At 69.9% G+C, this 24,986-nt stretch carries 24 protein-coding genes and 4 pseudogenes; 16 read left to right on the top strand and 12 right to left on the bottom strand.

The window, feature by feature from the left end:
• Positions 1–96 precede the first annotated feature (96 nt).
• Positions 97–1,002, bottom strand: a complete 906-nt coding sequence (locus ACZ562_RS22415; protein ID WP_471181865.1) for a DUF6424 family protein — start codon at positions 1,000–1,002, stop codon at positions 97–99.
• A gap of 500 nt (positions 1,003–1,502) precedes the next feature.
• On the opposite strand from ACZ562_RS22415, the gene ACZ562_RS22410 reads away from it, so the two are divergent.
• Entirely contained in the window at positions 1,503–1,946 is a 444-nt protein-coding gene (locus ACZ562_RS22410; protein WP_471181863.1) for a hypothetical protein, read from the top strand.
• An 80-nt stretch (positions 1,947–2,026) separates the two neighbouring features.
• Here ACZ562_RS22410 and ACZ562_RS22405 read toward each other — a convergent pair whose 3' ends face one another.
• Entirely contained in the window at positions 2,027–3,682 is a 1,656-nt protein-coding gene (locus tag ACZ562_RS22405) for an FAD-dependent oxidoreductase (protein WP_471181861.1), read from the bottom strand.
• A gap of 232 nt (positions 3,683–3,914) precedes the next feature.
• Here ACZ562_RS22405 and ACZ562_RS22400 point away from each other — a divergent pair, with 232 nt between their 5' ends.
• The 7 genes from ACZ562_RS22400 (at position 3,915) to ACZ562_RS22370 (ending at position 9,223) form a co-directional block, all read left to right on the top strand.
• Complete coding sequence (locus ACZ562_RS22400; protein ID WP_471181858.1) at positions 3,915–5,039, top strand: SchA/CurD-like domain-containing protein; 1,125 nt, start codon at positions 3,915–3,917, stop codon at positions 5,037–5,039.
• Between the two features lie 68 nt (positions 5,040–5,107).
• Complete coding sequence (locus ACZ562_RS22395; RefSeq protein WP_471181856.1) at positions 5,108–5,590, top strand: cupin domain-containing protein; 483 nt, start codon at positions 5,108–5,110, stop codon at positions 5,588–5,590.
• Positions 5,587–6,855, top strand: coding sequence for a beta-ketoacyl-[acyl-carrier-protein] synthase family protein (locus tag ACZ562_RS22390; RefSeq protein WP_471181853.1), 1,269 nt, complete (start codon positions 5,587–5,589; stop codon positions 6,853–6,855). Before ACZ562_RS22395 ends, ACZ562_RS22390 begins: the two co-directional genes overlap by 4 nt.
• A complete protein-coding gene (locus ACZ562_RS22385) occupies positions 6,852–8,099 on the top strand; it encodes a beta-ketoacyl synthase N-terminal-like domain-containing protein (RefSeq protein WP_471181850.1) in 1,248 nt (415 codons plus the stop codon). Before ACZ562_RS22390 ends, ACZ562_RS22385 begins: the two co-directional genes overlap by 4 nt.
• A gap of 26 nt (positions 8,100–8,125) precedes the next feature.
• Complete coding sequence (locus ACZ562_RS22380; protein WP_471181847.1) at positions 8,126–8,386, top strand: acyl carrier protein; 261 nt, start codon at positions 8,126–8,128, stop codon at positions 8,384–8,386.
• Between the two features lies 1 nt (position 8,387).
• Entirely contained in the window at positions 8,388–8,867 is a 480-nt protein-coding gene (locus ACZ562_RS22375) for an SRPBCC family protein (protein WP_471181844.1), read from the top strand.
• Between the two features lie 23 nt (positions 8,868–8,890).
• A complete protein-coding gene (locus ACZ562_RS22370; RefSeq protein ID WP_471181842.1) occupies positions 8,891–9,223 on the top strand; it encodes a TcmI family type II polyketide cyclase in 333 nt (110 codons plus the stop codon).
• 75 nt (positions 9,224–9,298) lie between these two features.
• Here ACZ562_RS22370 and ACZ562_RS22365 read toward each other — a convergent pair whose 3' ends face one another.
• The 10 genes and pseudogenes from ACZ562_RS22365 to ACZ562_RS22320 form a co-directional block, all read right to left on the bottom strand.
• Positions 9,299–10,327 (bottom strand): methyltransferase, encoded by a 1,029-nt coding sequence (locus tag ACZ562_RS22365; RefSeq protein WP_471181840.1) that lies wholly within the window; start codon positions 10,325–10,327, stop codon positions 9,299–9,301.
• 52 nt (positions 10,328–10,379) lie between these two features.
• Complete coding sequence (locus ACZ562_RS22360) at positions 10,380–11,441, bottom strand: right-handed parallel beta-helix repeat-containing protein (protein WP_471181838.1); 1,062 nt, start codon at positions 11,439–11,441, stop codon at positions 10,380–10,382.
• Between the two features lie 120 nt (positions 11,442–11,561).
• Positions 11,562–11,912, bottom strand: a pseudogene (locus tag ACZ562_RS22355) (ABC transporter ATP-binding protein); the annotation flags it as partial.
• A 153-nt stretch (positions 11,913–12,065) separates the two neighbouring features.
• Positions 12,066–12,242: pseudogene (locus ACZ562_RS22350) on the bottom strand (ATP-binding cassette domain-containing protein); the annotation flags it as partial.
• A gap of 29 nt (positions 12,243–12,271) precedes the next feature.
• Positions 12,272–13,378: an ABC transporter substrate-binding protein gene (locus ACZ562_RS22345; protein ID WP_471181836.1), complete on the bottom strand. Its 1,107-nt coding sequence runs from the start codon at positions 13,376–13,378 to the stop codon at positions 12,272–12,274.
• A 229-nt stretch (positions 13,379–13,607) separates the two neighbouring features.
• Positions 13,608–13,682 carry a putative leader peptide gene (locus tag ACZ562_RS22340; protein ID WP_372337706.1) on the bottom strand — a complete coding sequence of 25 codons (75 nt, stop codon included), beginning with the start codon at positions 13,680–13,682 and terminating at the stop codon, positions 13,608–13,610.
• Between the two features lie 166 nt (positions 13,683–13,848).
• Positions 13,849–14,307, bottom strand: coding sequence for an RrF2 family transcriptional regulator (locus ACZ562_RS22335; RefSeq protein WP_471181833.1), 459 nt, complete (start codon positions 14,305–14,307; stop codon positions 13,849–13,851).
• Between the two features lie 233 nt (positions 14,308–14,540).
• Complete coding sequence (locus ACZ562_RS22330; RefSeq protein ID WP_471181831.1) at positions 14,541–15,770, bottom strand: acyl-CoA dehydrogenase family protein; 1,230 nt, start codon at positions 15,768–15,770, stop codon at positions 14,541–14,543.
• 13 nt (positions 15,771–15,783) lie between these two features.
• Entirely contained in the window at positions 15,784–16,353 is a 570-nt protein-coding gene (locus tag ACZ562_RS22325) for a winged helix-turn-helix domain-containing protein (RefSeq protein ID WP_471181828.1), read from the bottom strand.
• A 362-nt stretch (positions 16,354–16,715) separates the two neighbouring features.
• Positions 16,716–16,980 (bottom strand): annotated as a pseudogene (locus ACZ562_RS22320) (ABC transporter permease subunit); the annotation flags it as partial.
• 645 nt (positions 16,981–17,625) lie between these two features.
• Between ACZ562_RS22320 and ACZ562_RS22315 the strand changes: the two are divergent.
• The 8 genes and pseudogenes from ACZ562_RS22315 to ACZ562_RS22280 all read left to right on the top strand — a co-directional run bounded on the left by ACZ562_RS22315 (position 17,626) and on the right by ACZ562_RS22280 (position 24,785).
• Positions 17,626–18,777, top strand: coding sequence for an LLM class flavin-dependent oxidoreductase (locus ACZ562_RS22315; protein ID WP_471181826.1), 1,152 nt, complete (start codon positions 17,626–17,628; stop codon positions 18,775–18,777).
• A complete protein-coding gene (locus ACZ562_RS22310; RefSeq protein ID WP_471181824.1) occupies positions 18,774–19,310 on the top strand; it encodes a GNAT family N-acetyltransferase in 537 nt (178 codons plus the stop codon). Before ACZ562_RS22315 ends, ACZ562_RS22310 begins: the two co-directional genes overlap by 4 nt.
• Before the next feature lie 112 nt (positions 19,311–19,422).
• The gene (locus tag ACZ562_RS22305; RefSeq protein ID WP_471181822.1) at positions 19,423–20,445 is read left to right on the top strand and encodes an amino acid ABC transporter permease; all 1,023 of its coding nucleotides are present in this window, start codon (positions 19,423–19,425) and stop codon (positions 20,443–20,445) included.
• A complete protein-coding gene (locus ACZ562_RS22300) occupies positions 20,442–21,227 on the top strand; it encodes an amino acid ABC transporter ATP-binding protein (protein ID WP_471181820.1) in 786 nt (261 codons plus the stop codon). Before ACZ562_RS22305 ends, ACZ562_RS22300 begins: the two co-directional genes overlap by 4 nt.
• 38 nt (positions 21,228–21,265) lie before the next feature.
• Positions 21,266–22,246, top strand: coding sequence for an ABC transporter substrate-binding protein (locus tag ACZ562_RS22295; RefSeq protein WP_471181818.1), 981 nt, complete (start codon positions 21,266–21,268; stop codon positions 22,244–22,246).
• A gap of 87 nt (positions 22,247–22,333) precedes the next feature.
• Complete coding sequence (gene ssuE / locus ACZ562_RS22290) at positions 22,334–22,900, top strand: NADPH-dependent FMN reductase (protein ID WP_471181816.1); 567 nt, start codon at positions 22,334–22,336, stop codon at positions 22,898–22,900.
• 38 nt (positions 22,901–22,938) lie between these two features.
• Positions 22,939–23,215: pseudogene (locus ACZ562_RS22285) on the top strand (LLM class flavin-dependent oxidoreductase); the annotation flags it as partial.
• Between the two features lie 610 nt (positions 23,216–23,825).
• On the top strand, positions 23,826–24,785 hold the full coding sequence (locus ACZ562_RS22280) for a glutathione S-transferase C-terminal domain-containing protein (protein ID WP_471181813.1): 960 nt from the start codon (positions 23,826–23,828) through the stop codon (positions 24,783–24,785).
• Positions 24,786–24,986 lie beyond the last annotated feature (201 nt).

Below are 24,986 nucleotides of genomic sequence, written 5' to 3'. Positions count from 1 at the left end.
CGGCTACTGCCCCGGCTTCGTCCAGTCGGTGTCCACCCGCCGTCCCGGCTCTCCGGGGCCGGCGCGCACCGGGCGGTCGGGCGCGCCCCTGCTCGTCTAACCGGCGCGTCGCCTGTCGCTCCGCCGCCGCTCACCGCGCCGCCGGCCCGCACGGTGGCCGTCGCTGGAGGCCGGCGGGCCGGCCGCGGTGCGCCGGCCGGGTTCGATCTGCTCCTTGAACGCCTGAAGCGCGGCGGAGCTGTTCGGCGGGAGGACCGCCATCATCCTGAGGTCCTGTGCCTCGATGAACGACTCCTCCCCCTCGCTGCCCTCCGGGACGTGCACCAGGCGCACATGTCCGTCGCCGGAACCCCGCCGGCCCACCGGCGCGACGGCGCCGTGCATCCCGTCCGGCAGGGTCACCCACAGCTGGAAGTCGTCGTACCTGATGAAGTCGGCGCTCTTCACCGGCCACGGATAGTGGTGCTCACCGGGCGGCACCTTGGGCAGAACCCCTTGGTGGTGCCCACGGCTCATGGGCACGCACGCGTTGAACAGGGAGTCGGTCCACGCCTCGACGCCGTCGGCGTCCGTGATCGGGGTACGCAGCAGCTCGTCGGCTCCCTCGTACCCCAGCGCCTCCAGGGCGGGCACGGTCAGCGGGAAGGCGTCGACGAGCTCGGCGGCCTCCCGCCGCAGTCGGTCGACCTTCGACGGATCGGCGCAGAACTGCATGCTCCACTCGATGCCCACCCTGGCGCGGTACATCCGCCAGCCGTCCGAGCCCTTCACCCAGAGGCTGCCGCCGTGGTGCATCTCCCAGCCCTGTGTGCCGGTCGGCCGGGGCCCGTACGGCAGATCCGCGTCACTGATCTCTTCGAGGATCTTCCGCGCCGTCTTCTTCGCCGCGCGGAAGAACTTCGACTCGAAGCGCTTCGGATGCTCGATCAGACGTATCTTCCAGGGATGGTTCCCGGAGTGGACCCCGCCCGGCTGGAGCGTGGGGGAAACGGCGTGGGCCATGACCGACCTCCTCGCGCTGACCGTGCGGGCAGGTGTCCGGCCCGCGGCGCCGAGTTGCCTCTGTCACCATCGTGCGGCATGGGAGGGAAGACGGCGAATCGGCGACGGGGCGTGTTCCGCCTCGCTCCACGGCGGTTCGGACGGACTGCCGCGTGCCGGGACCTCACGCCCCGTCAGACGGCGCGAAACCCTTCCGTAACAGAAGCCCTTCCCCTGGGAGTTGTCTCGCGCCGATCGTGTTGCCGCCGATCGGGTAGTCCCTGAGGCGGGGCAGGGAACGGGATGTGCCTGCTGATCCGCGGCGAAATGCCAGGTCAGAGCGGTATGTGGGGGCCGGTGAGATGAACGGGCGCCGGGTGGTGTCGGTCGCGGACGGGTGGCAAGTGAGCGCTTCGAGTGGTGCGCCGCGTGGGACGGGCTGACGGTGGATCATGTCGCAGCCGAGTGCTCATCAGCTGACGAAGTGTCAGCGGCCCGGCTGAGGCGGAAGGACTCAGACGATGCGCTCTGCCCGCATTCTTCTCGCCACCGCGGCGGCCACGGCCGCCCTCGCGATCGCCGCTCCCGGCGCCCATGCCGCCACGGGGGGTGACTGGGACAAGGAGGACTCCTCCCACGGCAAGGAGTGGGAGCACCACAAGCCGCACGGTGGGGTGCACACGGGCGGCGGCGCGCTGACCGTGGCAGGCGGCGACGACTGGACCAAGGGCGACGAGAAGAAGGAGGACCCCGCGGCCGGCAAGGACTCCTCCCACGGCAAGGAGTGGGAGCACCACAAGCCGCACGGTGGGGTGCACACGGGCGGCGGCGCGCTCGCCGCCTCGGACGACGAGGGCACGCTCGCCACACCTGGTGCCGCCGCCGGCGGGCTGGCCGTCCTCGCGGCCGCCGCCACGGGCGCGTACGCGCTGCGCCGCAGGAACGCGGCCGGCCGCGCGTCCTGACGGTTGCCTGACGACCTGACAGCCCCAGCCGCCGCCCGTACACATCGGGGCGGCGGCTGGGGCTGTTCGACGAGACCGTTTCAGCTCCGGTCCAGGAGCGCGGCCAGGGTCACCCGCAACGTGGTTTCAGGATCCGCAGACGCCCCTTCGGACCGCCACGCGACGAATCCGTCGGGACGGACCAGCACCGCACCGTCCCCGGTGACGCCGTGGACCTCCGCCCAGTCCAGGTCGCTCGCGGGGGACAGCTCGCAGCCGGCCCCGCCGATCCGGTACGAGTCCAGCGGTACGGACAGCCTTTCAGCGATGCCCTTCGCCGCGGCATGCCACCCGCCGACGCCGTCCCCGGAGCTCAGGAGTACCAGGGACCGCTCGTACAGGTCGAGGGTGGAGATCCGGGCGCCTTCGCGGTTCAGCCACATGTGGGGGGCCCGGCTCCCCGGCTCGCCCGTCAGCCGCATTCCTTCGGGCACGACCGGCGTCGCCGTATCGGCACCGAGGACGGCGCCCCGCGGATAGCGGTAGCCGAGCACCACGTTGAGGATCCCGCCCTTCTTGCCGCCGGGGCCGCCGGCTCCGGGGGCGGGGGTGTATCCGGGGTGGCTGTGCTCGACCGATCGCGACGAGGCGCGCGCGCTCGTCGCCTCCGCGACCGGCCGGCGCTCCGCGTCGTAGGACTCCAGCAGGCCGGGGCCGGCCCAGCCGCCCAGTGCGGCGGCCAGCTTCCAGGCGAGGTTGTGCGCGTCCTGGATACCGGTGTTGGAGCCGAACGCCCCCGTGGGGGACATCTCATGGGCCGAGTCGCCGGCGAGGAACACCCGGCCGTCCGAGTACCGTTCGGCGACTCTCTCGGCGGCGTGCCAGGCGGCTCTGCCCGTGACCTCCACATCGAGGTCCGGGACCCCCGTGGCCCGCCGGATGTGTTCCGCGCACCGTTCGTCGGTGAACTCCTCGAGAGTTTCGCCGTGTTCGGGATGCCAGGGTGCGTGGAACACCCAGTGCTCTCGGTTGTCGACCGGCAGCAGTGCCCCGTCGGCGTCCGGGCTGGTCAGGTAGCAGACGATGAAGCGCCGGTCGCCGACGACGTCCGCGAGGCCGCGGGAGGTGAAGGTGATGCTCACGTTGTGGAACAGGTCACCCGGGCCGCTCTGCCCGATGCCGAGCTGTTCGCGGACGGGGCTGCGCGGACCGTCCGCGGCGACGAGGTAGTCCGCTCGGACGGTGGTGTGCTCGCCGGTGTCACGGCTCTTGATCCGGGCGGTCACTCCGCCGGCGTCCTGCTCGAACGACATCAACTCGGTGGAGAACCTCAGATCGCCGCCCAGCTCGCGCGCGCACTCCAGCAGCACCGGCTCGAGGTCGTTCTGGCTGCACAGGCACCACGTGCTGGGGCTGAAGCGGGCGAGCCCACCGCCCGGGTCGATGTCCTTGAACAACCACTCGCCGGCGTCGCCCACCAGTGTCGGCGTCTGCAGGATGCCGTGGTTGTCCGCCAGGACCGATGCGGCCTCCTCGATGCGCCGCTGGGCCTCGGCCACCCGGAACAGCTCCATCGTGCGCACGTTGTTCCCGCGCCCGCGCGGATGGATCGAGGTGCCGGAGTGCCGCTCGACGAGGATGTGCGGCACGCCGAGGCGCCCCAGGAACAGGGAGGTGGACAGGCCCACCAGAGAGCCGCCGACGATGAGGACCGGCGTGTGATGACAGACCTCGTCGGCCTCTTTCAAGCGGTTCATTCATTGCCTCCAGCGTCACCTGCGAGGTGAGTCGGGGATGGGATGCACACTCCATGCCCCTTCGTGGCCGGGCGGGCGCGCCTGAGGCACCCGAATGGCGCGCGGTTCACTCGTCCGCCCTGCGGGGCTCGCGCTCGTCGGGGCTCCCGTCGACGATCAGCTCAAGACGACCACGGCATTTCGGACACGGCGGTCGTTCCTGACCTCGCATGGAGAAGGGGAGAGGTGTCGCATGACCATCTCGGGACGCATATCCCAGTCGGCGTTCGACGGCGCCAGGCTTCGAGTGATCCTGTTGCTCGATCTGTACGAAGGTGCCCAGCAGCAGTTCCTCGACGCGTACGAGCACATGCGCAACCAGGTTGCGTCGGTTCCCGGTCACATCAGTGACCAGCTCTGCCAGTCGATCGAGAACCCCTCGCAGTGGCTCATCACCAGCGAGTGGGAGAGCGCCCCGCCCTTCCTGGCGTGGGTCAACAGCGAGGAGCACGTCGAGACCGTCCGGCCGATGCACAGCTGCGTCCGGGACACCCGGTCCATGCGCTACAGCATCCTGCGCGAGACGAGCCCCAGCCAGCCGCTCACGTCGCAGCCGACCACCTCGGACATGCAGGTGGCGGCCCGTGTGGGCGACGGTGTGGTACGGCACGCCCTCACCTTCACCGTCAAGCCGGGCTCCGAATCGAAGGTCGCGGAGATCCTGGCCGGGTACGAGTCGCCCGAGGCCCAGGTCGACGAACACACGCGGCTGCGCCGCACCTCGCTCTTCATGCACGGCAACCGCGTCGTGCGGGCCGTGGAAGTGCAGGGCGACCTCCTCGTGGCACTGCGCCACGTGGCACGCCAGCCCGAGGTGCGGGCGGTGGAGGAGGCCATCAACCCGTATCTGGAGCAGGACCGGGATCTGAGCGACCCCGATTCGGCGCGGGTCTTCTTCACCCGGGCCGCGCTTCCGGCCGTACACCATGTGGTGTCGGACCGGCCGAAACCCGCCGACCTCAGGCGTCACGCGCTGTACTACCCGGCCAAGGAAGGCTGCGGGATGGACCTGGCCCGGTTGCTCGCGCATCAGGACGAGGCCGCGGCGGACGACCCGGACAGCCCGGTGTACGGCAGCACCGTCTTCCAGCGCGACAACATCGTGGTGCGCCTCATCGACATCGAGGGCGAGCTCGACAGCGACCCCGCCGCCTCCCTCGGCCTCAAGGGCCTCAAGAGGGCCGCCGAGCTGGAACGCCTTCTCGACGGTGCCGCGATCGGCGTCGAAGGCTCCCTGGAGACGGAGCGCAACATCAACCGGCTCCTGTCGCACGTCGACATGATGCCGATCACCGACCGCAGCTCGGCGGATTCCTGACGGACGACCGAGGCGGCGTCCGCGGCCGTTCCACCCGGACGTCACTGCCACACCCGGAGGTATCAACCATGATCAAGCAGCATCCACGCATCGTGGACCTGAGCGAGACGGAACCCAACCGCAGGCGCGGAGGCGACCTGCGGGCCATGCTCACGCCCGCCACGGTGGGTTCCACCAGCGGCTTCATGGGCCTGGCCATCGTCCAGCCCGGCGAGCGCATCGGCGAGCACTACCACCCGTACTCCGAGGAGTTCGTCTACGTGGTGGCAGGCGCGCTCGAGGTGGACCTGGACGGGGACACGCATGCGCTCAAGCCCGATCAGGGTCTCTTGATCCCGATCAACATGCGGCACCGCTTCCGCAACGTCGGCAGCGAGGAAGCCCGGATGGTCTTCCACCTGGGCCCGCTCGCCCCGCGTCCGAGTCTCGGCCACGTCGACACGGAGGGAACCGACGGCATCGCGCACGGCCCCGAGTTCGCCGTCGGCGGGCCGGATCTGTCCGCGCCGGACCACGGACAGCCGTCCGAGCGAAGTGGGGCCATAAAGTGACCCGGCGGGTGGCTGTCACCGGTATAGGTGTGGTCGCTCCGGGCGGTATCGGAGCGACGGCGTTCTGGGACCTCCTGGCCAACGGCCGTACCGCGACCCGCGGCATCACCCTCTTCGATCCGGCGGGCCTGCGCTCACGCATAGCGGCCGAATGCGACTTCGACGCGCTCGAGCACGGCCTCGACCCGGAACTTCGCGACCACGCGGACCGGTACATCCAGTTCGCCGCGGTGGCCGCCGAAGAGGCCGTACGTGACTCCGGACTCGACACCGGCCAGGAGGACCCCTGGCGCATCGGTGTCTCCCTGGGCAGCGCCGTCGGCGGCACCACCCGCCTGGAACACGACTACGTCCTGGTCAGCGAGGGCGGGCAGCGGTGGGACGTGGACCACCGCGCGGCTGAACCGAAACTGCACCTGGCGTTCTCGCCGAGCACGCTCGCCTCGGTCGTCGCCGAGCAGTTCGGCGCCCAGGGCCCGGTACAGACCGTCTCCACCGGTTGCACCTCCGGACTCGACGCGGTGGGCTACGCCTTCCACACCGTCGCCGAGGGCCGGGCCGACGTCTGCATCGCCGGGGCGTCGGACTCGCCGATATCCCCGATCACCATGGCCTGCTTCGACGCCATCAAGGCGACGTCGCCCAACAACGACGACCCCGAGCACGCCTCCCGGCCCTTCGACGCCCACCGCAACGGCTTCGTCATGGGCGAAGGCGCGGCGGTGCTCGTCCTGGAGGACTACGAGCACGCCCGGGCCCGTGGCGCGCACGTGTACTGCGAGCTCAGCGGCTACGCCACCTACGGCAACGCCTACCACATGACCGGTCTGACCGGCGAGGGACTGGAGATGGCCCGGGCGATCGACACCACGCTCGACCAGGCCCACCTCGACCCCACGCTGATCGACTACGTCAACGCGCACGGCTCGGGTACCCGGCAGAACGACCGGCACGAGACCGCCGCGGTGAAGCGGTCCCTGGGCCCCCACGCCTACGACACGCCCATGAGCTCCATCAAATCCATGGTGGGGCACTCACTCGGCGCGATCGGCGCGATCGAAGTCGTCGCCTGCGTCCTGGCCATCACCCACCAGGTCGTACCTCCGACGGCGAACTACGAGACCCCGGACCCCGAGTGCGACCTGGACTACGTGCCGCGCACCGCACGCTCGCGGAAGCTGAGGAACGTGCTTTCCGTCGGCAGCGGATTCGGCGGTTTCCAGTCCGCCGTGCTCCTGACCGGGCCGGGCGGGAGGACACGATGACAACTCAGCGCCCCCGGCGCGCGGCCGTCACCGGGATCGGTGTGGTCGCGCCCAACGCGACACGCGTCGACGCGTACTGGAAGTCCTTGCGGGAGGGCCTCTGCGTTCTGGACGGGATCACCCGCGAGGGATGCGACCACCTGCCGCTCCGAGTGGCGGGCGAGGTCCGGGACTTCGACGCCGCGGCCCTCATCGAGGAGCGCTTCCTGGTCCAGACGGACCGGTTCAGCCACTTCGCCATGGCCGCGGCCGCCCTCGCCCTCGACGACGCCGGACTCGGCAGCGGTGACCCCGCGGAGCCGTACTCCATCGGCGTCGTCACCGCCGCCGGCTCCGGAGGCGGCGAGTTCGGACAGCGGGAACTGCAGAAGCTGTGGGGACAGGGATCCAAGTTCGTCGGCCCGTACCAGTCCATCGCCTGGTTCTACGCCGCCAGCACCGGCCAGATCTCCATCCGTGGCGGCTTCAAAGGGCCGTGCGGAGTGGTCGCGAGCGACGAGGCGGGCGGTCTCGACGCCGTCGCGCACGCCGCCCGAGCCGTACGGCGCGGCACCGGCGCGGTCGTCGTCGGTGCCGCCGAGGCCCCCCTCGCCCCGTACTCGATGGTCTGCCAGCTCGGATACCCCGACCTCAGCACCGTCGAGGAGCCCGAACGCGCCTACCGCCCCTTCACCGCGGGAGCCTGCGGTTTCGTGCCCGCGGAGGGCGGCGCGATGCTCGTCGTGGAGGACGAGGCCCAGGCCCGCGACCGCGGCACGGCCGTCAGGGCCACCGTGGACGGCCATGCCGCCACCTTCACCGGCGCCTCCCGTTGGGAGCAGTCCAGGGAGGGCCTCGCCCGCGCGATCCGCGGAGCCCTGGACGACGCCGAGTGCGCCCCCGAGGAGATCGACGTCGTGTTCGCCGACGCACTCGGCGTCCCGGAGGCCGACCGCGCCGAGGCGCTGGCCATCGCCGACGCCCTGGGGACGCACGGCACCCGGGTGCCCGTCACGGCGCCCAAGACCGGTACCGGGCGGGCCTACTGCGGAGCGCCCGTGCTGGACATCGCGGCCGCGGTGCTCGCCATGGAACACGGCCAAGTGCCCCCCACCCCCAATGTGTTCGACATCTGCCACGACCTCGACCTGGTGATGTCCAGCGCTCGCCCCGCCGAGCTGCGCACGGCCCTTGTCCTCAGCAGGGGACTCATGGGCTCCAACGCGGCGCTCGTAGTGCGCCGCGGCGGGGACGGTGCCCGGTAGCACCGGGCAGGAAGGAGAACACCCGCATGATCACCACCGAAGTGACCCTCGACGAACTGGCCACGCTGATGAAGAAGGCAGCCGGGATCACCGTCGACCCTCAGGAACTCAAGCAGGCGTCGGACAGCCCCTTCGCCTCCTTCGGCCTCGACTCGCTGGGCCTGCTCGGCATCGTCGGCGAGCTGGAGAACCGGTACAGCCTGCCGCTTCCCCCCGACGCGGAGCGCTGCAAGACGCCCCGGGAGTTCCTCGACCTCGTCAACAACACCCTCAAGGCTGGAGCCTGAAGTGGCAGGACACACCGAGAACAGCATCACCATCGACGCCCCCCTCGACCTCGTCTGGGACATGACCAACGACATCGAGAACTGGCCGCAGCTCTTCAGCGAGTACGCGTCCGTCGAAGTGCTCTCCCGCGAGGGCAACTCGACGACCTTCCGCCTGACCATGCACCCCGACGAGAACGGGAAGGTCTGGAGCTGGGTCTCGGAACGGACCACGGACCGCGACAGGCGCACCGTCACCGCCCGCCGCGTGGAGACCGGCCCGTTCGCTCACATGAACATTCTGTGGGAGTACATGGAGATGCCGGGCGGCATCCACATGCGCTGGGTGCAGGACTTCGCGATGAAGCCCGACGCCCCGGTCGACGACGAGTGGATGACGGACAACATCAACCGCAACTCCCGTACGCAGATGGCTCTCATCCGGGACAAGATCGAGCAGGTCGCCCGCGACCGCCAAGACGCGCCCGTGATGCCTCGCTGATGGCGGATCAGGAAGGACACCCGATGCACCACGCCCTGCTCGTCGCCCGCATGGCGCCCGATTCGGCGCCGTCGATCGCCGATGTGTTCGCCGCCTCCGACCGGGGTGAACTCCCGCACCTCGTCGGCGTGCGGCGGCGCAGCCTCTTCCAGTTCGGTGACGTGTACCTGCACCTCATCGAAGCCGACCGGGATCCGGCGCCGGCCATCGCGAAGGTGGCCGGGCACCCCGAGTTCCGCAGCGTCAGCGAGAAACTGTCGGCGTACGTCAGCGCCTACGACCCGCAGACGTGGCGCAGCCCCAAGGACGCCATGGCGCACTGCTTCTACCGCTGGGAGCGGGACGCCGCCTCCTGAGCGAATCCCGCAGCAAACCCGAGGCCGCCGGCTCCGCGACAGACGCGCAGCCGGCGGCCTCGGGCTCTGACCCGGTCAGCCGGGAACGGTGCACTCGAAGGCGTGAAGATACGGGTTGACCGGGCGGATCTCGCCGATGACCAGTCCCGCGTCCGTGAGCCGCTCGACCATGCTCTGGCGGGTGTGCTTCGCGCCGCCGACATTGAGGAGCAGCAGCAGGTCCATGGCGGTCGTGAACCTCATCGACGGGGTGTCGTCCACGAGGTTCTCGATGACCACGACGCGGGCCCCGGGCCGCGCCGCCTTCCGGACGTTCGCCAGCGCCCTGCGGGTACTGTCGTCGTCCCACTCCAGGATGTTCTTGATGATGTACACGTCCGCCTGGACGGGGATGTCCTCGCGGCAGTCCTGCGCCACGATGCGCACCCGCTCGGCCAGCGGACCGCCCTTGCGCAGACGCGGATCGGCGTTCTCCACCACTCCGGGCAGGTCGAGCAGGGTGCCGTGCATCCCGGGGTACTTCTCCAGCAGGCTCGCCACCACCCGCCCCTGGCCGCCCCCGATGTCCGCGACCGAGGACACCCCGCTCAGATCGAGCAGGTTCGCGACGTCCCGCGCCGACTGCTCGCTGGACGTCGTCATGGCCCGGTTGAACACGTGCGCGGACTCGGGAGCCTCCTCGTTGAGGTACTCGAAGAACTCCCTGCCGTACACGTCCTCGAAGACGTTCCGGCCGGAGCGCACCGCCTCGTCGAGCTTCGGCCACACGTCCCACGTCCACGGCTCGGTGCACCACAGGGCGATGTACCGCAGGCTGTGCGGATCGTCCTCGCGCAGCAGCCGGGACATCTCCGTGTGCGCGAAGGTGCCGTCGGGATGCTCCAGGAAGATCCCCTGGCAGGACAGCGCGCGCAGCAGCCGCCGCAGGGTCTTCGGCTGGGACTTCACCGCCGCCGCCAGGTCCTCCACCGTCATGGGCGTGTCTTCCAGGGCGTCGGCGACACCCAGGCGGGCGGCCGCGCGTACGGCGGCGGCGCACGCCGCCCCGAAAACGAGCTCCCTGAGCCGCATGGGCGGCGGAGGGGCCGGATCAATGGTCGTCATCGATTGCCTCGCTTTGCTGCCGTGCTGTTCGTGGGGGAGAGGGGAGGACCGGTCAGCACATTCCGGCGGGTTCGGAGACCGCGCACGTGTTGCCCTGGAAGGTGTTGCTCTTGCCGCTGTCGTCCCGGTTGGCCAGATCGGCCGTGCTGTTGCGCAGCACTACGTTGCCGCGGATGTCGTTGCTCTCGTTGAGGGCGCCCACGAAGCTCTTGAACAGCACGATGCCGCCCGACAGCGGGGATGCGCCCACGTTGTCCTGGACCAGGTTCTTCGTCACCAGGGTCTTCTCGACGCCGGTGAGGACGATTCCCGAGCCCTGCAGGAAGGGCAGCCGGGGGGTCTTCGGACAGTACTTGTTGTTGGCGTGGATGAAGTTCCGGCGCACGCTCAGGGCCCCGGCGCGCGGCGTGGTCTCGTCGCCCACAAGGAACACCGCGGCGCAGTTGCCGGTCGCCTCGTTGCGGTCGACGGACACGTTCCGCAGGCGCCGTACCGTGACGCCGACCCGGTTGCCGACCAGAAGGTTGTGGTGGACCTCCGTGCCCTTGGTGTCCAGGGCCCCTTCCTCACGGTCGACGGTGTTGGACACGAACAGCCCGGCGTCTCCGTTGTTCCGGGCGATGTTGTGGCTCAACGAGCTGCGCACGGACCGCTCCAGGGCGACGCCCCACTGACCGTTCTTCTCGGAGGTCACCCCCCGGACCGTCAGCTGATCGGTCCGCGACGCCCACAGGCCGTTCTTGGCGAAGCCCCTGAGGGTCAGTGAGCGTACGGTGACGCGTGAGACGGGACTGCCTGCGGCCCCCGTCACGCAGATCCCGTGGCCGGCCGTGGCGCACGTGCCGGCGGAGGCCGTGCCGGGCTCGATGACGCTGGCTCCCATGCCGGAGCCTCGAAGCGTCACGTCCGACGTGGTGATGCGGACGCTCTCACGGTAGGTGCCGGGGGAGAGGAGAATGGTGTCCCCCGGTTTCGCGGCGTTGACGGCCGCCTGGATCGATTCGCCTGGGTCCACCCGGTGCACCGTGGGGAGGCCTGTCGACGGGGCGGCGGCCAGCCCTGTCGCCAGGACGGCCCCGGTGCACGCGAGGTAGATCATCTGTCGTTTGGTCATATGGCGAAGTTATGAGCGGCTGTTCCGGCTCGCCACCGCTGATCACCCAGGTGGGCAGACCCCGAAGGAACGTATCGGGCGCGTGTTCGGGGCTCTGGACCAAGGCACCTGCGCAGGACTCCCCCTCTCGGCAGCTTCCTGTCGATCCGCGAAGCCGTCGACCGCGTACGCTGCCGCCTCGACCCGGCAGACCTCCTCGACCAGCGCGGTGTGGGTCGCGGTCGTCATCCTGGGTGTGACGCGGCGCTCGGCATACGCGGCCACGGCCCCTGCGCCGCGGGTGAGCGGGCTCGCGACCGCCACCGCCGGGAGGACCGGCAGCGCTGCGTACAGGCGGTCAGCGACGGGATCGCCGCCCAGGAAGTGGCGCATGGCCATGGCCGTCGCGGTCAGCAGTACGGCGGCGGCCACACCGGTGATCAACTGGCAGCCGAGGAGGAGCACGGCTCGGCGATCGACGGCCCACGACATCGCGGCGATGCGGCGCAGCACGGCGGGGAGCTGCACGCACACGGAATTCCCGACGTGCGGATGTACTTCACCCTTGAGGCGCCCGGGTTCGCCCCCTTCGGGGTGGGGAGACCGAAACGCCGATCGACATACGTATGACGGTTGGGGTTTCGCGGCCAGGCGGCGGGATGCCGGCGCTCGGCCCCGTGCGTGCAGCGGCCGGCCGTCCGTGCCGATCGATCCGGCGGGCGGCCGGTCCAGTCCCGCGACCAGGTTGAGCAGGGTGGACCTGCCGCAGCCGGAGGCCCCCAGGAGGGTGACGAACTCGCCCGGTGCGACATCGAGCGGGAGTCACCTCCTGGGAGCTCACCCGGTTGTCGTTACTCGGTGCCGAGACCGGCGTCGTCGACCTCGTCCTTGCCCTCGGCCTTGAGGACCTTGTTGAGCGGTGCGAGGTCGTAGATGCCCTTCAGCTTGGGCTCCTCCAGCAGACCGGCCTTGACCGCGTGCTCCGCCTCGGTGTTGAGGGTGGCGGCCAGCGGGTCGTCGAGGAAGGTGATGGACTTCCAGGCCGGGTCGATGACCTCGGCGGGCAACTCCTTGCCCGACAGTTCCTTCAGCGCCGTGTTGGCGGAGGCCTTCGCCTCTTCCGGGTTGGCGTTGATCCACTCATTGGTCTTCACCGAGCCGCGCAGCACGGCCTCGACGACGTCCGGGTGCTCCTTCAGGAACTTCTGCGACACGATGATGTTCGTGATCACGAACTTCTTGTCCGGCCACAGATCGGCCTCGTCGAGCAGCACCTTGCCGCCCTCCGCGACCAGCTTGGACGCGGTCGGCTCCGGCACCCAGGCGCCGTCGACGGAACCGGACTTGTAGGCGTCCGGCGTGATCTTGTTGTCCGTACGGACGACGGAGACGTCGCCCTTGCCGCTCTCCGCGTCGACCTTCCAGCCCTTCTCCGCGATCCAGTTGAGGAACGCGACGTCCTGGGTGTTGCCGAGCTGCGGGGTCGCGATCTTCTTGCCCTTGAGGTCGTCCAGGGTCTTGATCTTGTCCGGATTGACGACGAGCTTCACGCCGCCGGAGGCGGAACCGCTGATGATGCGCAGGTTCTTGCCTGTCGACTTGGTGTAGCCGTTGATGGCGGGGGAGGGGCCGATCCAGCCGATGTCGATGGAGCCGGCGTTCAGCGCCTCGATCTCGGAGGGGCCGGCGTTGAAGGTCGAGGGCTTGATCGTGGTGCCGCCGAGCTCCTTCTGGAGCAGGCCCTCCTGGACGCCCACGAGAGCGGTGGCGTGCGTGAGGTTGGGGAAGTAGCCGATCTTCACTTCGTCGGCGGAGAGCTTCTTGGCGTCCGCCGCGACCCCGGTCTGCTTGTCGTCGTCAGTGGACTCGGAACCGTAGCCGCAGGCGGTGAGCAGGAGGGGAAGCGCGGCTATGACGGCGAGGGTGCGCAGGGTGGTGAGCGGTCTTGCGGCAGACACGGAGGTGTCCTTTCAGGGGATGGGCGATCAGGAGGTACGAAAATGCGAGGCGTACTGCTTTTCGGCCCGCACCGGCACACCGCTTTTCGGCCGTCGGCGGCAGACATGCCGTCGCGGGCCGAGAAGTGGAACGTGGGGGCGTGGTGGGCCGAGGGGGTCCGATCCGCCGTCGGAGGCGGAGCGGGCGGGACGCAGCGCGCTGGTTCGGAGAAAGTCAGGTGCTGTGGCGTCAGAGGGGCCGACAGATGGCACTGGACGTACGGCCGAGGTCGATATGACGACGCGAGGTCAGAAGGGGCAGCATCCGGCCTGTGCGGTCGAGCGTTCTCATGGCCACCCCCACAGATCCCTAGTTTCCCTACCTGGTTGCTAGGGATCGTGGCAGAAGCCGGCGCTCACCCCAAGGGGTTGTTCGCATGTTGGACGCTGCAATCTCACGTTTTGGGATCAGCGGTGAACGGCCCAGCGTGTCAGGGGTTTACCCAGGCTCCTGGGGCGTTGGTCAACGCGGACACATCGGCCGGCAGTCGGGCCGAGGCGACGTCGGCGAGCGACACGCCCTCGAGGATCTCGCGCACGTTGGACCGCAGCGCGATCCACAGGGGGAGCAGCGACTCGGCGGGGCCGGTGTAGGACAGCTCCGGGGGGCGGACCCCGCGCACCGAGACCAGGGGTCCGTCCACGGTGCGTATGACGTCGGCGATGCTGATGGAGTCGGCGGGCCTGGCCAGCCGGTAGCCGCCGTTGCCGCCGCGCTGGCTGAGCACGAGACCGCCCCGGCGCATGTCGTTCAGGATGCTTTCGAGGAATTTGTGCGGGATGTCCTGGGCGTCGGCGATGGCCTCGGCCTTCAGCGGCCCGTCATCCCGTGGCACGGCGAGCTGCAGCGCTGCACGTACCGCGTAGTCCGCCCTGGCTGAGATCCGCATGTGTACATTATCCCGCACTGTTCCGGCCGGGTGCCCCCCCGCTCGGCGGCCGAGGTGCTGAGGCCGCGGCGGGCGTGGGGTAGGGGCGTCGCCGCCCTGGACCACGTGGCTGAAAAGGCCGTCGACCGGCGGGGACGATGCTCGCCGACCGCGCCTACCCGGGCGCCGGCCCATGTTCGCGTGGCGAAATTCCCTCATGCCGAGCCCTGATCCGGCGCTCCAGGGCCTCTCGGTCAGACGGGCAGGACGAACGGAGGGTGCGCACCGTTGAGGAAGTAGTCCCCGACATCGCGGAGTCGGTGGGCGACGGGCTCGTACAAGGTGTGGGTCCGCGCATTGCGCCAGAACCGGTCGAAGCCCAGGCGCGAGGACGCGGAGCGGGCGCCGATGATGTCGAGGGCGCGGGCGGTGGACTCCTGCGCGGCCCTGGAAGCAGCGGCTTCGGCCATGGCCACGAGGACGGAGATCTCCGCGTACTCGTCGTAGGTGAGGTCTTCGCCGCGTGTCAGCCCGCCGTGCACGGCTTCCAGTGCTTGGTGGGTGAGTGCGGACGCGGAGCGGGTGAGGACGGTGAGTTCTCCGTAGGTGGTCAGCACCTGCGGGTCCTGGGGAGAGCCGACCGGCCAGTCCGGGTGCCAGGGTGAGTGGCCCGCCCTGCCGTATTCACGGGCTTCGGCGAGCACTCCCTCAGCCATGCCGAGAAGGAGCTGGACCGACAGAAGATGCCCGACCGGCGATGCCAGAGCGGCCAGGGGTGACAGAACGTCGTCGTCCGCGGACAGGGAGCCGAGTACGTCGTCGGCGGCGACCGGTACGGCGTCGAACTCCACGCTGCCGCCGGCGGCGAGCCGCTGGCCGAAGGTGTCGGCGTCGCCGTCGATCCCCACGCCGTGACGGGCGGGATCGACGACGACGGCGAGTGGTTCGCCGGTGTCGGCCCGCTCGGCCCGCACGGCGAGGCGGTCGGCGACCAGGACCCCCGTGGCGTACGTCTGCCGACCGTCGAGCACATAGCCACCGGCTTTCCTGGCCAGCGTCAGAGGCAGTTCCTGACGGGCGAAACCACCACCCCAGCACCACTGCTCCGCCGCGGACTGCCGCTCGAAGCGAGCGGTGAGGGCGGGCTCGGCGAACAACCGGGCGCTCCACGACAGGAAGTAGTGACAGGCCAGCAGTTGACCGATCGCGCCGTCGGCGGCGGCGATGTCCCGGACGACGGCGTAGGCAGTGGGCCAGTCCGCGCCGCCTCCCCCGAGTTCGGCCGGTACGAGGAGCGTCAGCAGTCCCGCCTCACGCAGTCGGGACACCTCGTCGAACGGGGCCTTGCCTGCCTGCTCCCTGGCCACCGCGTCCGTGGCCAGGTCGTCCGCCGTCTCGCGGGCCACGCGCAGCCAGTGCGCACGGCCGGGCCCGATCCGGTCGGATTCCGAGGCGGGTCCGGACGGCGCAGTGGCAACGCCCATGGCGGTGGTCTCCTCAAGCTCGGCGGCAAGGTGCGGTGTCGGGGCCCTCTTGCGGGTCGGGCACGTACTTGTAGCCCACGCGCCGTACGGTGACGATCCGGTGCCGGTGAGCTCTGCCCAGCTTGCGGCGCAGCCGCGCGATGTGGACGTCCACGGTGCGGCCGTCGCCGATGTGGTCGTAACCCCGGATGCCGGTCATCAACTGCTCGCGCGAATGCACATGGTGGGGATGCAGAACGAGATGGGCCAGCAGCCCGAACTCCAGGTAGGTGAGGTCGAGTTCGCGTCCGTCCAGTTCTGCGACATGTCGCGCGGGATCGATGCGGACGACACCGCCTCCCGGCTGCCGCACGGGAGGTGAGTCCGTGAAGGTGACCGGTCGGATCTCCGGCCGTGTCACGTCCTTCGCGAAGAGCCGGGTGGGATCGGTGCCCTCGGGGACGAGCACGAGGTAGCCGACGAGGGGTGCGGAACCGCGTTCCCCGGTGCCGCTCTGCGCGGTGTCGCCCACGAGGCGGAGATGGCGCATGTCGGTGAGCGGCGAATCCCATGGAGTGGCCTGGGCCGGAAGTGCCGTGGTCATGGCGGTCGTCCTTCAGAAGTACGTCGGGCCATCAGGCGCAGTGTTCGCCTGATCACCTGGGATGAGGGAGAAGGAGCGGAGTGGCACGCGCAAGGTGTGAGCCGCGTGCCCTACACGCGACAGCAGGCGGCGCTGACGACGTGACCAAAGTCGACATGCCGACGACGAGTGAGTCGTTGCTGCGTGCGGGACATGTGCATCATCCTGCGCACCCGCTGGGCGGGCCGTCAATGCTTTCCTAGTAAATCGATGGGAAATGTATGGAACGCAACACCGCGGGTGGGCTCACCGGCCACCGTCGACCGCCCGGCGGGCCTCGGGCGCGGTCGCTCTCTCCAGCCGAGGGCGACGCGCGGCCAGACGGTCTGGTTGTAGACCAGCTGCACCGAGTGCAGCAGGCCGTGCACGGCCAGCACACTGACGATGCTGGTGCCCTGCAGAGTGCCGATCAGCATGTTCCCCGCGGTCGGGACGATGGAGCGCATCGCCTGCGGGATGACGATCCGGCGCAGGGTGCGCCGTCTGCCGATGCCGAGAGCGTGGGCCGCCTCCGTCTGGCCGGAGTCGACGGTGAGGATGCCGCCGCGCCGCACCACCTCGTGCGGCGTACGCGGCTTCGTGCAGGGTGGGCACAGTTCCCGGATTCCGCGCAGACACAGCGCGGATACGGGGCGAATGGCCGGGTATCGGCGTCATCACGCTCGCCGCGTCCCTCAACGCGGCTGGTCCGGCTGCCGCGCGGCGGCGGAGCCGGTCCGCCTTCGATCGTATGTGTCCAACGCGCGCACGTGTCAACCACGCACAGGATCTGCTCAACGCCGGTCCGGCATCCGGGCCGTAGTTGACGAGAAGCGAGATGTACTGCTCAATTGATCGCATGAATGCCGAGCAGCGCCTGGTCACCCGTGACCACATCGACTTCGGTCGGGTGTGGTCCGCGGCGTGTTGCGCCTGACGCGGCAGCGGGCCCCTCTGACCGGCCCTCCCCTCCCTCGGTGACCCGTCGCGGGCCGAGTTCCTCCCTTCGCGGCACCGCCGTACGCATGTGCTGAACACACGCTGAATCCGCGTATGGACGGTCCTACGAGACCTGACACGCGCTGCCGCCCTACCTCGCCCGAGGCCCGTGCCCCGGCGTCATCACACCTGCTCACCACCTGGTCCACAGCACCCTGAAACGCCGTCACACCCCGCCGCACCGAGGGCTGCTCCGCCGTGCCCGCGTGCTGCCCACGGCACGGCCCCAGAGGACTTGAGGAAAGGCCATCTCCCATGCCAGTGGAGTTTCTTGGCATCGCCGCCACCAACGACGGCTCCGAAACCACCCCGCGCTCCGGCGCCGCCTTCGACAAGGAGTACACGCTCCGGCTCGCCCGGGCCCACGAGGACCACGGCTGGGACCGGGTGCTGTTCGCCTACGGCTCCGGATCGCCGGACCCCGCACCGGCCGCCGCCTACATCGCGAGCAGGCTGGACCGCCTCCAGATCCTCCTCGCCCACCGGCCCAACGTCTCGTATCCGACCTTCGCCGCGAAGACCTTCGCCACCCTCGACCAGATCAGCGAGGGTCGGCTGACCGTGCACTTCATCACCGGCGGCAACGACCGCGAGCAGGGCCGCGAGGGCGACACCCTCACCAAGGACGAGCGCTACGCACGCACCCGCGAGTACATCCGGATCGTCAAGAAGATCTGGACCACCCACGTGCCCTTCGGCCACGAGGGCGAGCACTACCGCTTCCATGACTTCGTCAGCGACGTCTTCCCGGTCCAGCAGCCTCGCCCGAACGTGTCGTTCGGCGGCTCGTCGCCCGCCGCGTACGCCGCCGGCGGCGCCGAGGCCGACATCTACTGCCTCTGGGGCGAGCCCCTCGCGAAGACCGCCGAGCAGATCGAGAACGTGAGGGCCGCCGCGAAGGCCGCGGGCCGCACCGACGTGCCGCGCATCCAGGTGGCGTTCCGCCCGATCCTCGCCCCGACCGAGGAACTGGCCTGGGAGAAGGCCCACCGCACGGTCGGCGCGATCAAGGCCCGCAGGGAGAAGGGCGAGGCGATCACGAAGCGCCACAACGGGCAGGCACAGCCCCAGGCTGTAACCCCTCAGAACGTCGGCTCGCAGCGGCTGATCGCCATCGCCGAGGCGGGGGAGCGCTACGACCGCGCCCTGTGGACCGCGACCGCCGCCGCGACCGCTGGTGCGGGGAACTCCAATGCCCTGGTCGGCACCCCGGAGACGGTCGCCCAGGCGCTCCTCGACTACTACGACCTCGGCGTCGACATCCTCTCCGCCCGCGGCTACGACCTGCTGGACGACGCGATCGACTTCGGCCGGTACGTGATCCCGATCGTCCGCGAGGAGGTCGCCAGGCGCGACGCCGAGCGGACGGTCCGCGGTCCGCAGTCCCTCGCGGCGGTGACCGGATGACGTCCGTCGCCCAACCACCCCCGCAGTCGGCTCTGCTGACGGTCATTCAAGCAACCGTGTCCGACCCGCGGGTGAGACCCCTGCTGCGCGAACTCGGCGACGAGTACTCGATGCGCTACGGCAAGGACGCCCACGCCGAACTCGCCCGCTACCCCGATGAGGCGTTCACCGCGCCGCACGGCGGCGTCCTGCTTCTGCTCCTGGAGCGCGGCGAGCCGGTCGCGGGCGGCGCCTTCCGTCGGTACGACGTGACCACGGCCGAGCTGAAGCGGATCTGGACGCACTCCGCCCACCGGCGGCGCGGTCTGGCCCGACGCGTCGTCGCCGAACTGGAGCGCGAGGCGAGCGCCCGCGGCTACCGACGGATCTACCTGACCACCGGTCCGCGCCAGCCCGAGGCCCGATGCCTGTACCTGACGACCGGCTACACCCCGCTGTTCGACACCGAGGCCGATCCGGAAACCATCGGCCCCCTGCCTTTCGAAAAGCACCTGCCGGCCGCACCACACCAGGGGAAGGCAGCCAACCTGTGAGCGTCCGTGACATCACAAGACCTCTCAAAAGTGGGGGACATCCCCCTCCGCGATCGAGACGTCCCGGATCAACCCGCCAGAGAACACATAAGAGTTGAGCAGGAACACCACGATGAGACCGACCACCGACACCGCGCCCCACGGCGCGGCCATCCCGGGCGGCGGCCGCGAAGCCCCGCCCACGCCGGACGACCCGGCCCAGCTCAAGGTCGTCCCCGCCCGCCACTACGCGCGCTGGGTGGCTGCTGTCGCCGTGACCTTGCTGGTCGCCCAGTTCGTGCACGGGCTGGCCACCAATCCGGTCTGGGAGTGGGGCGTCTTCAGCGACTACGTCCTGTCCGAGACGATCGTGCAGGCGGTGTGGGTGACCCTCCAGCTCACCGGCTACGCCACGGTGCTGGGCTTCCTCCTGGGAACCGTCCTGGCCTTCATGCGGCTGTCGCGCAGCCCGGTGCTGCAGACCGTCGCCTGGACCTACATCTGGATCTTCCGGTCCATCCCGATGATCGTCCAGCTGGTGTTCTGGTTCAACCTCAGCGCGTTGTACGAGGAGTTGGGCGTCGGCATCCCCTTCGGCCCGGTGTTCTGGTCCGTCGACAGCAACAGCCTCATCGGCACCATCGGCGCCGCCATCATCGGGCTGACGCTGCACCAGGCCGCCTACGCCGCCGAGATCGTCCGCGGCGGCGTCATCTCCGTCGACCACGGTCAGCTGGAGGCCGCCGCGGCGCTGGGCATCCCCCGGCTGCGGCAGATCCGCCGGATCGTGCTGCCGCAGGCCATGCGCGCCATCCTGCCCACGGCCGGCAACGAGATCATCGGCCTGCTCAAGGGCACCTCGGTGGTCTACGTCATGTCGATCGGTGAGCTGTTCTACCAGGTACAGGTGATCTACGGCCGCAACGGCCGGGTGATCCCGCTGCTGCTGGTCGCCACCGCCTGGTACGTGGTGCTGACCTCCCTGCTGTCCATCGCGCAGTACTACGTGGAGCGGCACTACGCCCGCGGCGCCAACCGCACCCCTCCGCCCACCCCGCTCCAGCGCGCCCGCCGCTTCGTACGCAACGTGCGCGCGGCGGCCGCCCAGCGCAACCAGCCCGTCATACGCCTGAAGCCCTTGGGAGACAGCCGATGAGCGACGTGATGGCGGACGTCGACGACGTGATGGTGGACGTCCACGGCGTCCACAAGAGCTTCGGCCCGCTGGAAGTGCTGCGCGGCGTCGACCTCCAGGTCCGTACCGGCGAGGTCACCGTGATCCTCGGCCCGTCCGGCTCCGGAAAATCCACGCTGCTGCGCACCATCAACCACCTGGAGAAGGTCAACCGCGGCTGGATCGCCATCGACGGCGAGCTCATCGGCTACCGCCGCTCCGGCGGCAAGCTGCACGAACTGAGGGAGAAGGACGTTCTGAAGCAGCGCACCCACATCGGGTTCGTCTTCCAGAACTTCAACCTCTTCCCGCACCTGACCGTGCTGGAGAACCTCGTCGAGGCTCCCGTCTCCGCGCTGCGCCGCCCGCGCAAGGAGGCGGAGGAGACCGCCCGGCGGCTGCTGGGGCGGGTCGGACTCGCCGACAGGACCGACGCCTATCCACGGCAGTTGTCCGGAGGACAGCAGCAGCGCGTGGCCATCGCCCGCGCACTCGCCCTCGAACCGAAACTGCTGCTTTTCGACGAGCCCACCTCGGCGCTCGACCCGGAACTGGTCGGCGAAGTCCTCGACGTCATCAAGGACCTGGCCCGCACCGGAACCACCATGATCGTCGTGACCCACGAGACCGGCTTCGCCCGCGAGGTCGCCGACACCGTGGTGTTCATGGACGGCGGTGTCGTCGTGGAGCAGGGCCCGCCCGCGGCCGTCCTGGACGACCCGCAGCACGAGCGCACCCGCGCCTTCCTCTCCAAGGTCCTCTGACCACCCCTCACCCCTTTCCGCCAGCAAGGAGCACGACTGTGTCCACCTCGATCACCCGCCGCACCGCCGCCGCGCTGGGACTGACCGCCGCCCTCGTCCTCGCCGCGTGCAGCAACCCCTCCGACGGCGGCACGACCGAGGTCGCGGCCACGTCGGGCAGCAAGACGAAGATCAACCTGAGCCCGGACCAGGACCGCATCACCACCGACAAGGTCGACTCCATAGCGGCCGAGGTCCCGGAGGACATCCGCAAGAGAGGCACCCTGGAGATCGTCGACTCGTCCGGCTCCGCGGCGCCCCTGACCTTCCACGCCACCGACAACAAGACCATCATCGGCGTCGAGCCCGACATCGCCTCTCTGGTCGCCGACGTGCTCGGCCTCAAGCCGCACGTCAACACCGTCTCCTGGGAGAACATCTTCGTCGGCCTCGACAGCGCCAAGTACGACGTCGGCTTCAGCAACATCACCGTCACCGAGGAGCGCAAGGAGAAGTACGACTTCGCCACCTACCGCGAGGACAACCTGGGCTTCGAGGCGAAGCAGGGCAGCGGCCTGAAGATCACCGGGCCCGAGGACGTGGCGGGCAAGACCGTCGCCGTGAGCAGCGGCACCAACCAGGAGAAGCTGCTCGTCGAGTGGAGCAAGGAGAACGAGAAGGCCGGCCGCAAGCCGGTGGACATCAAGTACTACCAGAACGACAGCGACACCTACCTCGCCCTCCAGTCCGGCCGGATCGACCTCTACCTCGGCCCCAACCCGACCGCCGCCTACCACGCGGCCACCACCGGGAAGACGGAGGTCGTCGGCACGTACTCCGGTGCCGGCTCCACTCTCCAGGGCCTCATCGCGGCCACCACCAAAAAGGAGAGCGGCCTGGTCAAGCCGCTCGCCGAAGCGCTCAACGAGATCATCGAAAACGGCACGTACGCCAAGGTGCTGGAGCGCTGGGGCCTGTCCGACGAGGCCGTGACCAAGTCCGAGATCAACCCGCCCGGACTGCCCAAGACCAACCAGTAGCCGTCGCAGGATGCGGGGTCGCAGTACGCCGCGGTACGCGGCCCCGCATCAGTCCCACGAAAACCTCACGCTCCCGAAGGGTCCGCCATGGCCACCGTCCTGTCCGTCTCCGGAAGCCCCTCCGCCACCTCACGTACGGCCCGCCTGCTGCGCCACTTGGACACCCGGCTCACGGCCCAGGGACACGAGGTGATCCCGCTGGATGTCCGCAGCATCCCCGCCGAGGCCCTGCTGGGCGCCGACTTCCGGCACCCGGCGATCGTCGAGGCGGCCACGCTGTTCGACCGCGCCGACGGGGTCGTGATCGGCACGCCCGTCTACAAGGCCGCCTATTCCGGGGTGCTGAAGTCCCTGCTGGACCTGCTGCCGCAGTACGCCCTGGTCGGCAAGACGGTCCTTCCGCTGGCGACCGGCGGGACCACGGCGCACGTCCTGGCGATCGACTACGCGCTGCGCCCGGTGCTCAGTTCCATGGGCGCCGTGCACATCGTCCCGGGCTGGTTCACGCTCGACAAGGACATCGCGGTGGGTGACGACGGCATCCTGACCGTCGCGCCGGGCCCGGCCGAGGCACTCGCACAAGTCGTCGACCAGTTCTCCGAAGCCCTCGGCAGCCGTACGGCCCTGGTGGCGGCCGCCGGGCGAGCAGCTTGACCGTGACCGCCGACGACAAGCGAAGGGCGTGAACCTCCGTGAGCCTCGTTTTCCACTGGTTCCTGCCCACCCCAACGGCGACAGCCGTCATGTCGTCGGCGGCGGACACGGCACCCCGGTCACCGCGGCCGGAGGTGACCGGCCGCCGAGCATCGGCTGCCTCACCCAGATCGCCCGCGCCGCCGAGACCTCGGCTTCACCGGTGCGCTGACTCCCACCGGCGCCTGGTGCGAGGACGCCTGGCTGACCACCGCCAGGGTCAGCCAGAACACTGAACGCCTGAAGCTCCGGGTCCCCTTCAGGCCCTGCTTCGTCCCCGGCGAGACGTTCTGCCGCGCCTCGCCCCTCAGGGGCTGTGGACCCGAGTCACGCGCACGGACGCGGCCGCCCAGGTCCCCCTTGCCGGCTCTCGGCCTCAGCGATGAGCCTCGCCCCCGCGGTTCGCCGGTCCGGCTCGGCGCCCTCGCGTGGCGGGGCTCCGACCCCTCCCTGACCGGTGCTGCCGTCGAGGCCGTGCGCGCCCTGCTCGTCTCCTGAGAGACGGACCGGCGGCGTAGCGGCCTCCTCCCAGCATGTGAGACGCCGGGCGGGACACGGGAAGGCCCTCTTGACGTGGCGCGAAGGTCGCCTGACACTCCAGAGCAGAGATCCCTAGTTAATTGGTGGGAAATGATGGAGCGTCCGGAGTCGCCCGCCGACCGTGCCGCGTGCGCGGCTCGGCCGTCCCTCCTCCTGACCTCCCGTCGCCACATCGATCTCCTGCGTGTCTGCAGCGCGGCGAGCCCTCCGCGCTGAACCGGCGGTGCCCACCGGCACCGAATCCCCGCCACGTGCGGGTACGCGCCGACGCCGTCGCGCGCCCATCACCCCACGTGCCCGCCGCACCTCTGAGAACCAGAAGCCGGACCCGGACCCAGGGAGACACATGCCCGCCGCACCCCTGACCACCCTGCCGTCCCTCCCCACGCCGCCGTCGTTCCGGGGCAGGATCGGCTGCGACCCGCGCAGTGGCTACTACGCCGTTTCGCGCCGCTACCGCCTCCATCTCTCGCTGTCCTGCCCCCACTGTCTGCGGATCGCCATCACACACAGCCTGCTCGGTCTGGAAGAGACCCTCCCGGTAGCACTGTTGCCGGCTGTGCCCGACAGCATCGACGGCGGACACTCCGCTCTGCGCCCGTTGTACGAGGCCAGTTCGCACCGGCATCCCGGACCGGCCGCCGCCCCGCTGCTGAGCGACGACTGGACGGGGCGGATCGTCAGCACGCACGCCCCGGACATCCTCCGGGACCTGGCCCGGCACTTCGGCGGTGACGGCTGCGACCGGCCCGCCCTCTACCCGCTCGGCGCGGAGGAGGAGATCGAGGCGGTCGGACGCCTCTGCGAGTACCGCATCAACGAAGCCGCCCAGGACGCCGGGCAGGCCGGCGCCGACGCCGCGGCGCGTCAGACCGCCCTCAGTTCCCTGCTCCGCGTCCTGGGCTCACTGGAGTGGCGGCTCGCCACCCAGGACTTCATCCTCGGCGACGAAATGACCGCCGCCGACGTGCAGTTGTGGGTGACCCTGGTGCAACTCGACACCGTGCACCGCTCGCACCTGGACGCCGCCGCGGTCCACCACATCGCCGACCATCCGCACCTGTGGGCCTACGCACGGCGACTGGCCGCCCACCCCGCCTTCGGCACCCACCTCGACCTGGACGGCATCGCCCGCCGACACCATGCCCACTGCCAAGGGCTGGAGGCCGCAGGGGCGGCGGTGCAAATCCTGGACTGGGCCGGGCATCTCCCAGACGGGGCCACCGCCCAGCCCGCCCAGGAGTGTTCGGACGGTTTCATGGAAGTGCAATACGCTCTCCACCTTCGTCCGTCCAGCTCCGCCTAGCCTGCTCCGACATGGGGCCGCCATGCCGGAGCATGGCGGGCCCCATTCCGAGCAGGACAAGCGGCCGGAAGAGCGAGGTGACGGTGTTGTCCCCGTTTCCCGCGTGCTCGTTCACCCACACCCAGCACCATGCCTCGCTCGAATCCGAATCCGAATCCGAATCCGAGCCCTAGTCCGAGTCCGAGCCCGAGCCCGAGCCCG

Source organism: Streptomyces sp. NPDC040410, assembly GCF_055595715.1.
The sequence above is the reverse complement of the archived record's forward strand: the minus strand, read 5'-3'. Positions and strand labels throughout refer to the sequence as shown.

Excerpts from the sequence above, each read along its gene's own strand:
- ACZ562_RS22415 (WP_471181865.1), bottom strand. The coding sequence starts at position 1,002 with ATGGCCCACGCCGTTTCCCCCACGCTCCAGCCGGGCGGGGTCCACTCC.
- ACZ562_RS22410 (WP_471181863.1), top strand. The coding sequence starts at position 1,503 with ATGCGCTCTGCCCGCATTCTTCTCGCCACCGCGGCGGCCACGGCCGCC.
- ACZ562_RS22405 (WP_471181861.1), bottom strand. The coding sequence starts at position 3,682 with ATGAACCGCTTGAAAGAGGCCGACGAGGTCTGTCATCACACGCCGGTC.
- ACZ562_RS22400 (WP_471181858.1), top strand. The coding sequence starts at position 3,915 with ATGACCATCTCGGGACGCATATCCCAGTCGGCGTTCGACGGCGCCAGG.
- ACZ562_RS22395 (WP_471181856.1), top strand. The coding sequence starts at position 5,108 with ATGATCAAGCAGCATCCACGCATCGTGGACCTGAGCGAGACGGAACCC.
- ACZ562_RS22385 (WP_471181850.1), top strand. The coding sequence starts at position 6,852 with ATGACAACTCAGCGCCCCCGGCGCGCGGCCGTCACCGGGATCGGTGTG.
- ACZ562_RS22380 (WP_471181847.1), top strand. The coding sequence starts at position 8,126 with ATGATCACCACCGAAGTGACCCTCGACGAACTGGCCACGCTGATGAAG.
- ACZ562_RS22370 (WP_471181842.1), top strand. The coding sequence starts at position 8,891 with ATGCACCACGCCCTGCTCGTCGCCCGCATGGCGCCCGATTCGGCGCCG.
- ACZ562_RS22365 (WP_471181840.1), bottom strand. The coding sequence starts at position 10,327 with ATGACGACCATTGATCCGGCCCCTCCGCCGCCCATGCGGCTCAGGGAG.
- ACZ562_RS22360 (WP_471181838.1), bottom strand. The coding sequence starts at position 11,441 with ATGACCAAACGACAGATGATCTACCTCGCGTGCACCGGGGCCGTCCTG.
- ACZ562_RS22335 (WP_471181833.1), bottom strand. The coding sequence starts at position 14,307 with ATGCGGATCTCAGCCAGGGCGGACTACGCGGTACGTGCAGCGCTGCAG.
- ACZ562_RS22330 (WP_471181831.1), bottom strand. The coding sequence starts at position 15,770 with ATGGGCGTTGCCACTGCGCCGTCCGGACCCGCCTCGGAATCCGACCGG.
- ACZ562_RS22325 (WP_471181828.1), bottom strand. The coding sequence starts at position 16,353 with ATGACCACGGCACTTCCGGCCCAGGCCACTCCATGGGATTCGCCGCTC.
- ACZ562_RS22315 (WP_471181826.1), top strand. The coding sequence starts at position 17,626 with ATGCCAGTGGAGTTTCTTGGCATCGCCGCCACCAACGACGGCTCCGAA.
- ACZ562_RS22310 (WP_471181824.1), top strand. The coding sequence starts at position 18,774 with ATGACGTCCGTCGCCCAACCACCCCCGCAGTCGGCTCTGCTGACGGTC.
- ACZ562_RS22305 (WP_471181822.1), top strand. The coding sequence starts at position 19,423 with ATGAGACCGACCACCGACACCGCGCCCCACGGCGCGGCCATCCCGGGC.
- ACZ562_RS22300 (WP_471181820.1), top strand. The coding sequence starts at position 20,442 with ATGAGCGACGTGATGGCGGACGTCGACGACGTGATGGTGGACGTCCAC.
- ssuE (WP_471181816.1), top strand. The coding sequence starts at position 22,334 with ATGGCCACCGTCCTGTCCGTCTCCGGAAGCCCCTCCGCCACCTCACGT.
- ACZ562_RS22280 (WP_471181813.1), top strand. The coding sequence starts at position 23,826 with ATGCCCGCCGCACCCCTGACCACCCTGCCGTCCCTCCCCACGCCGCCG.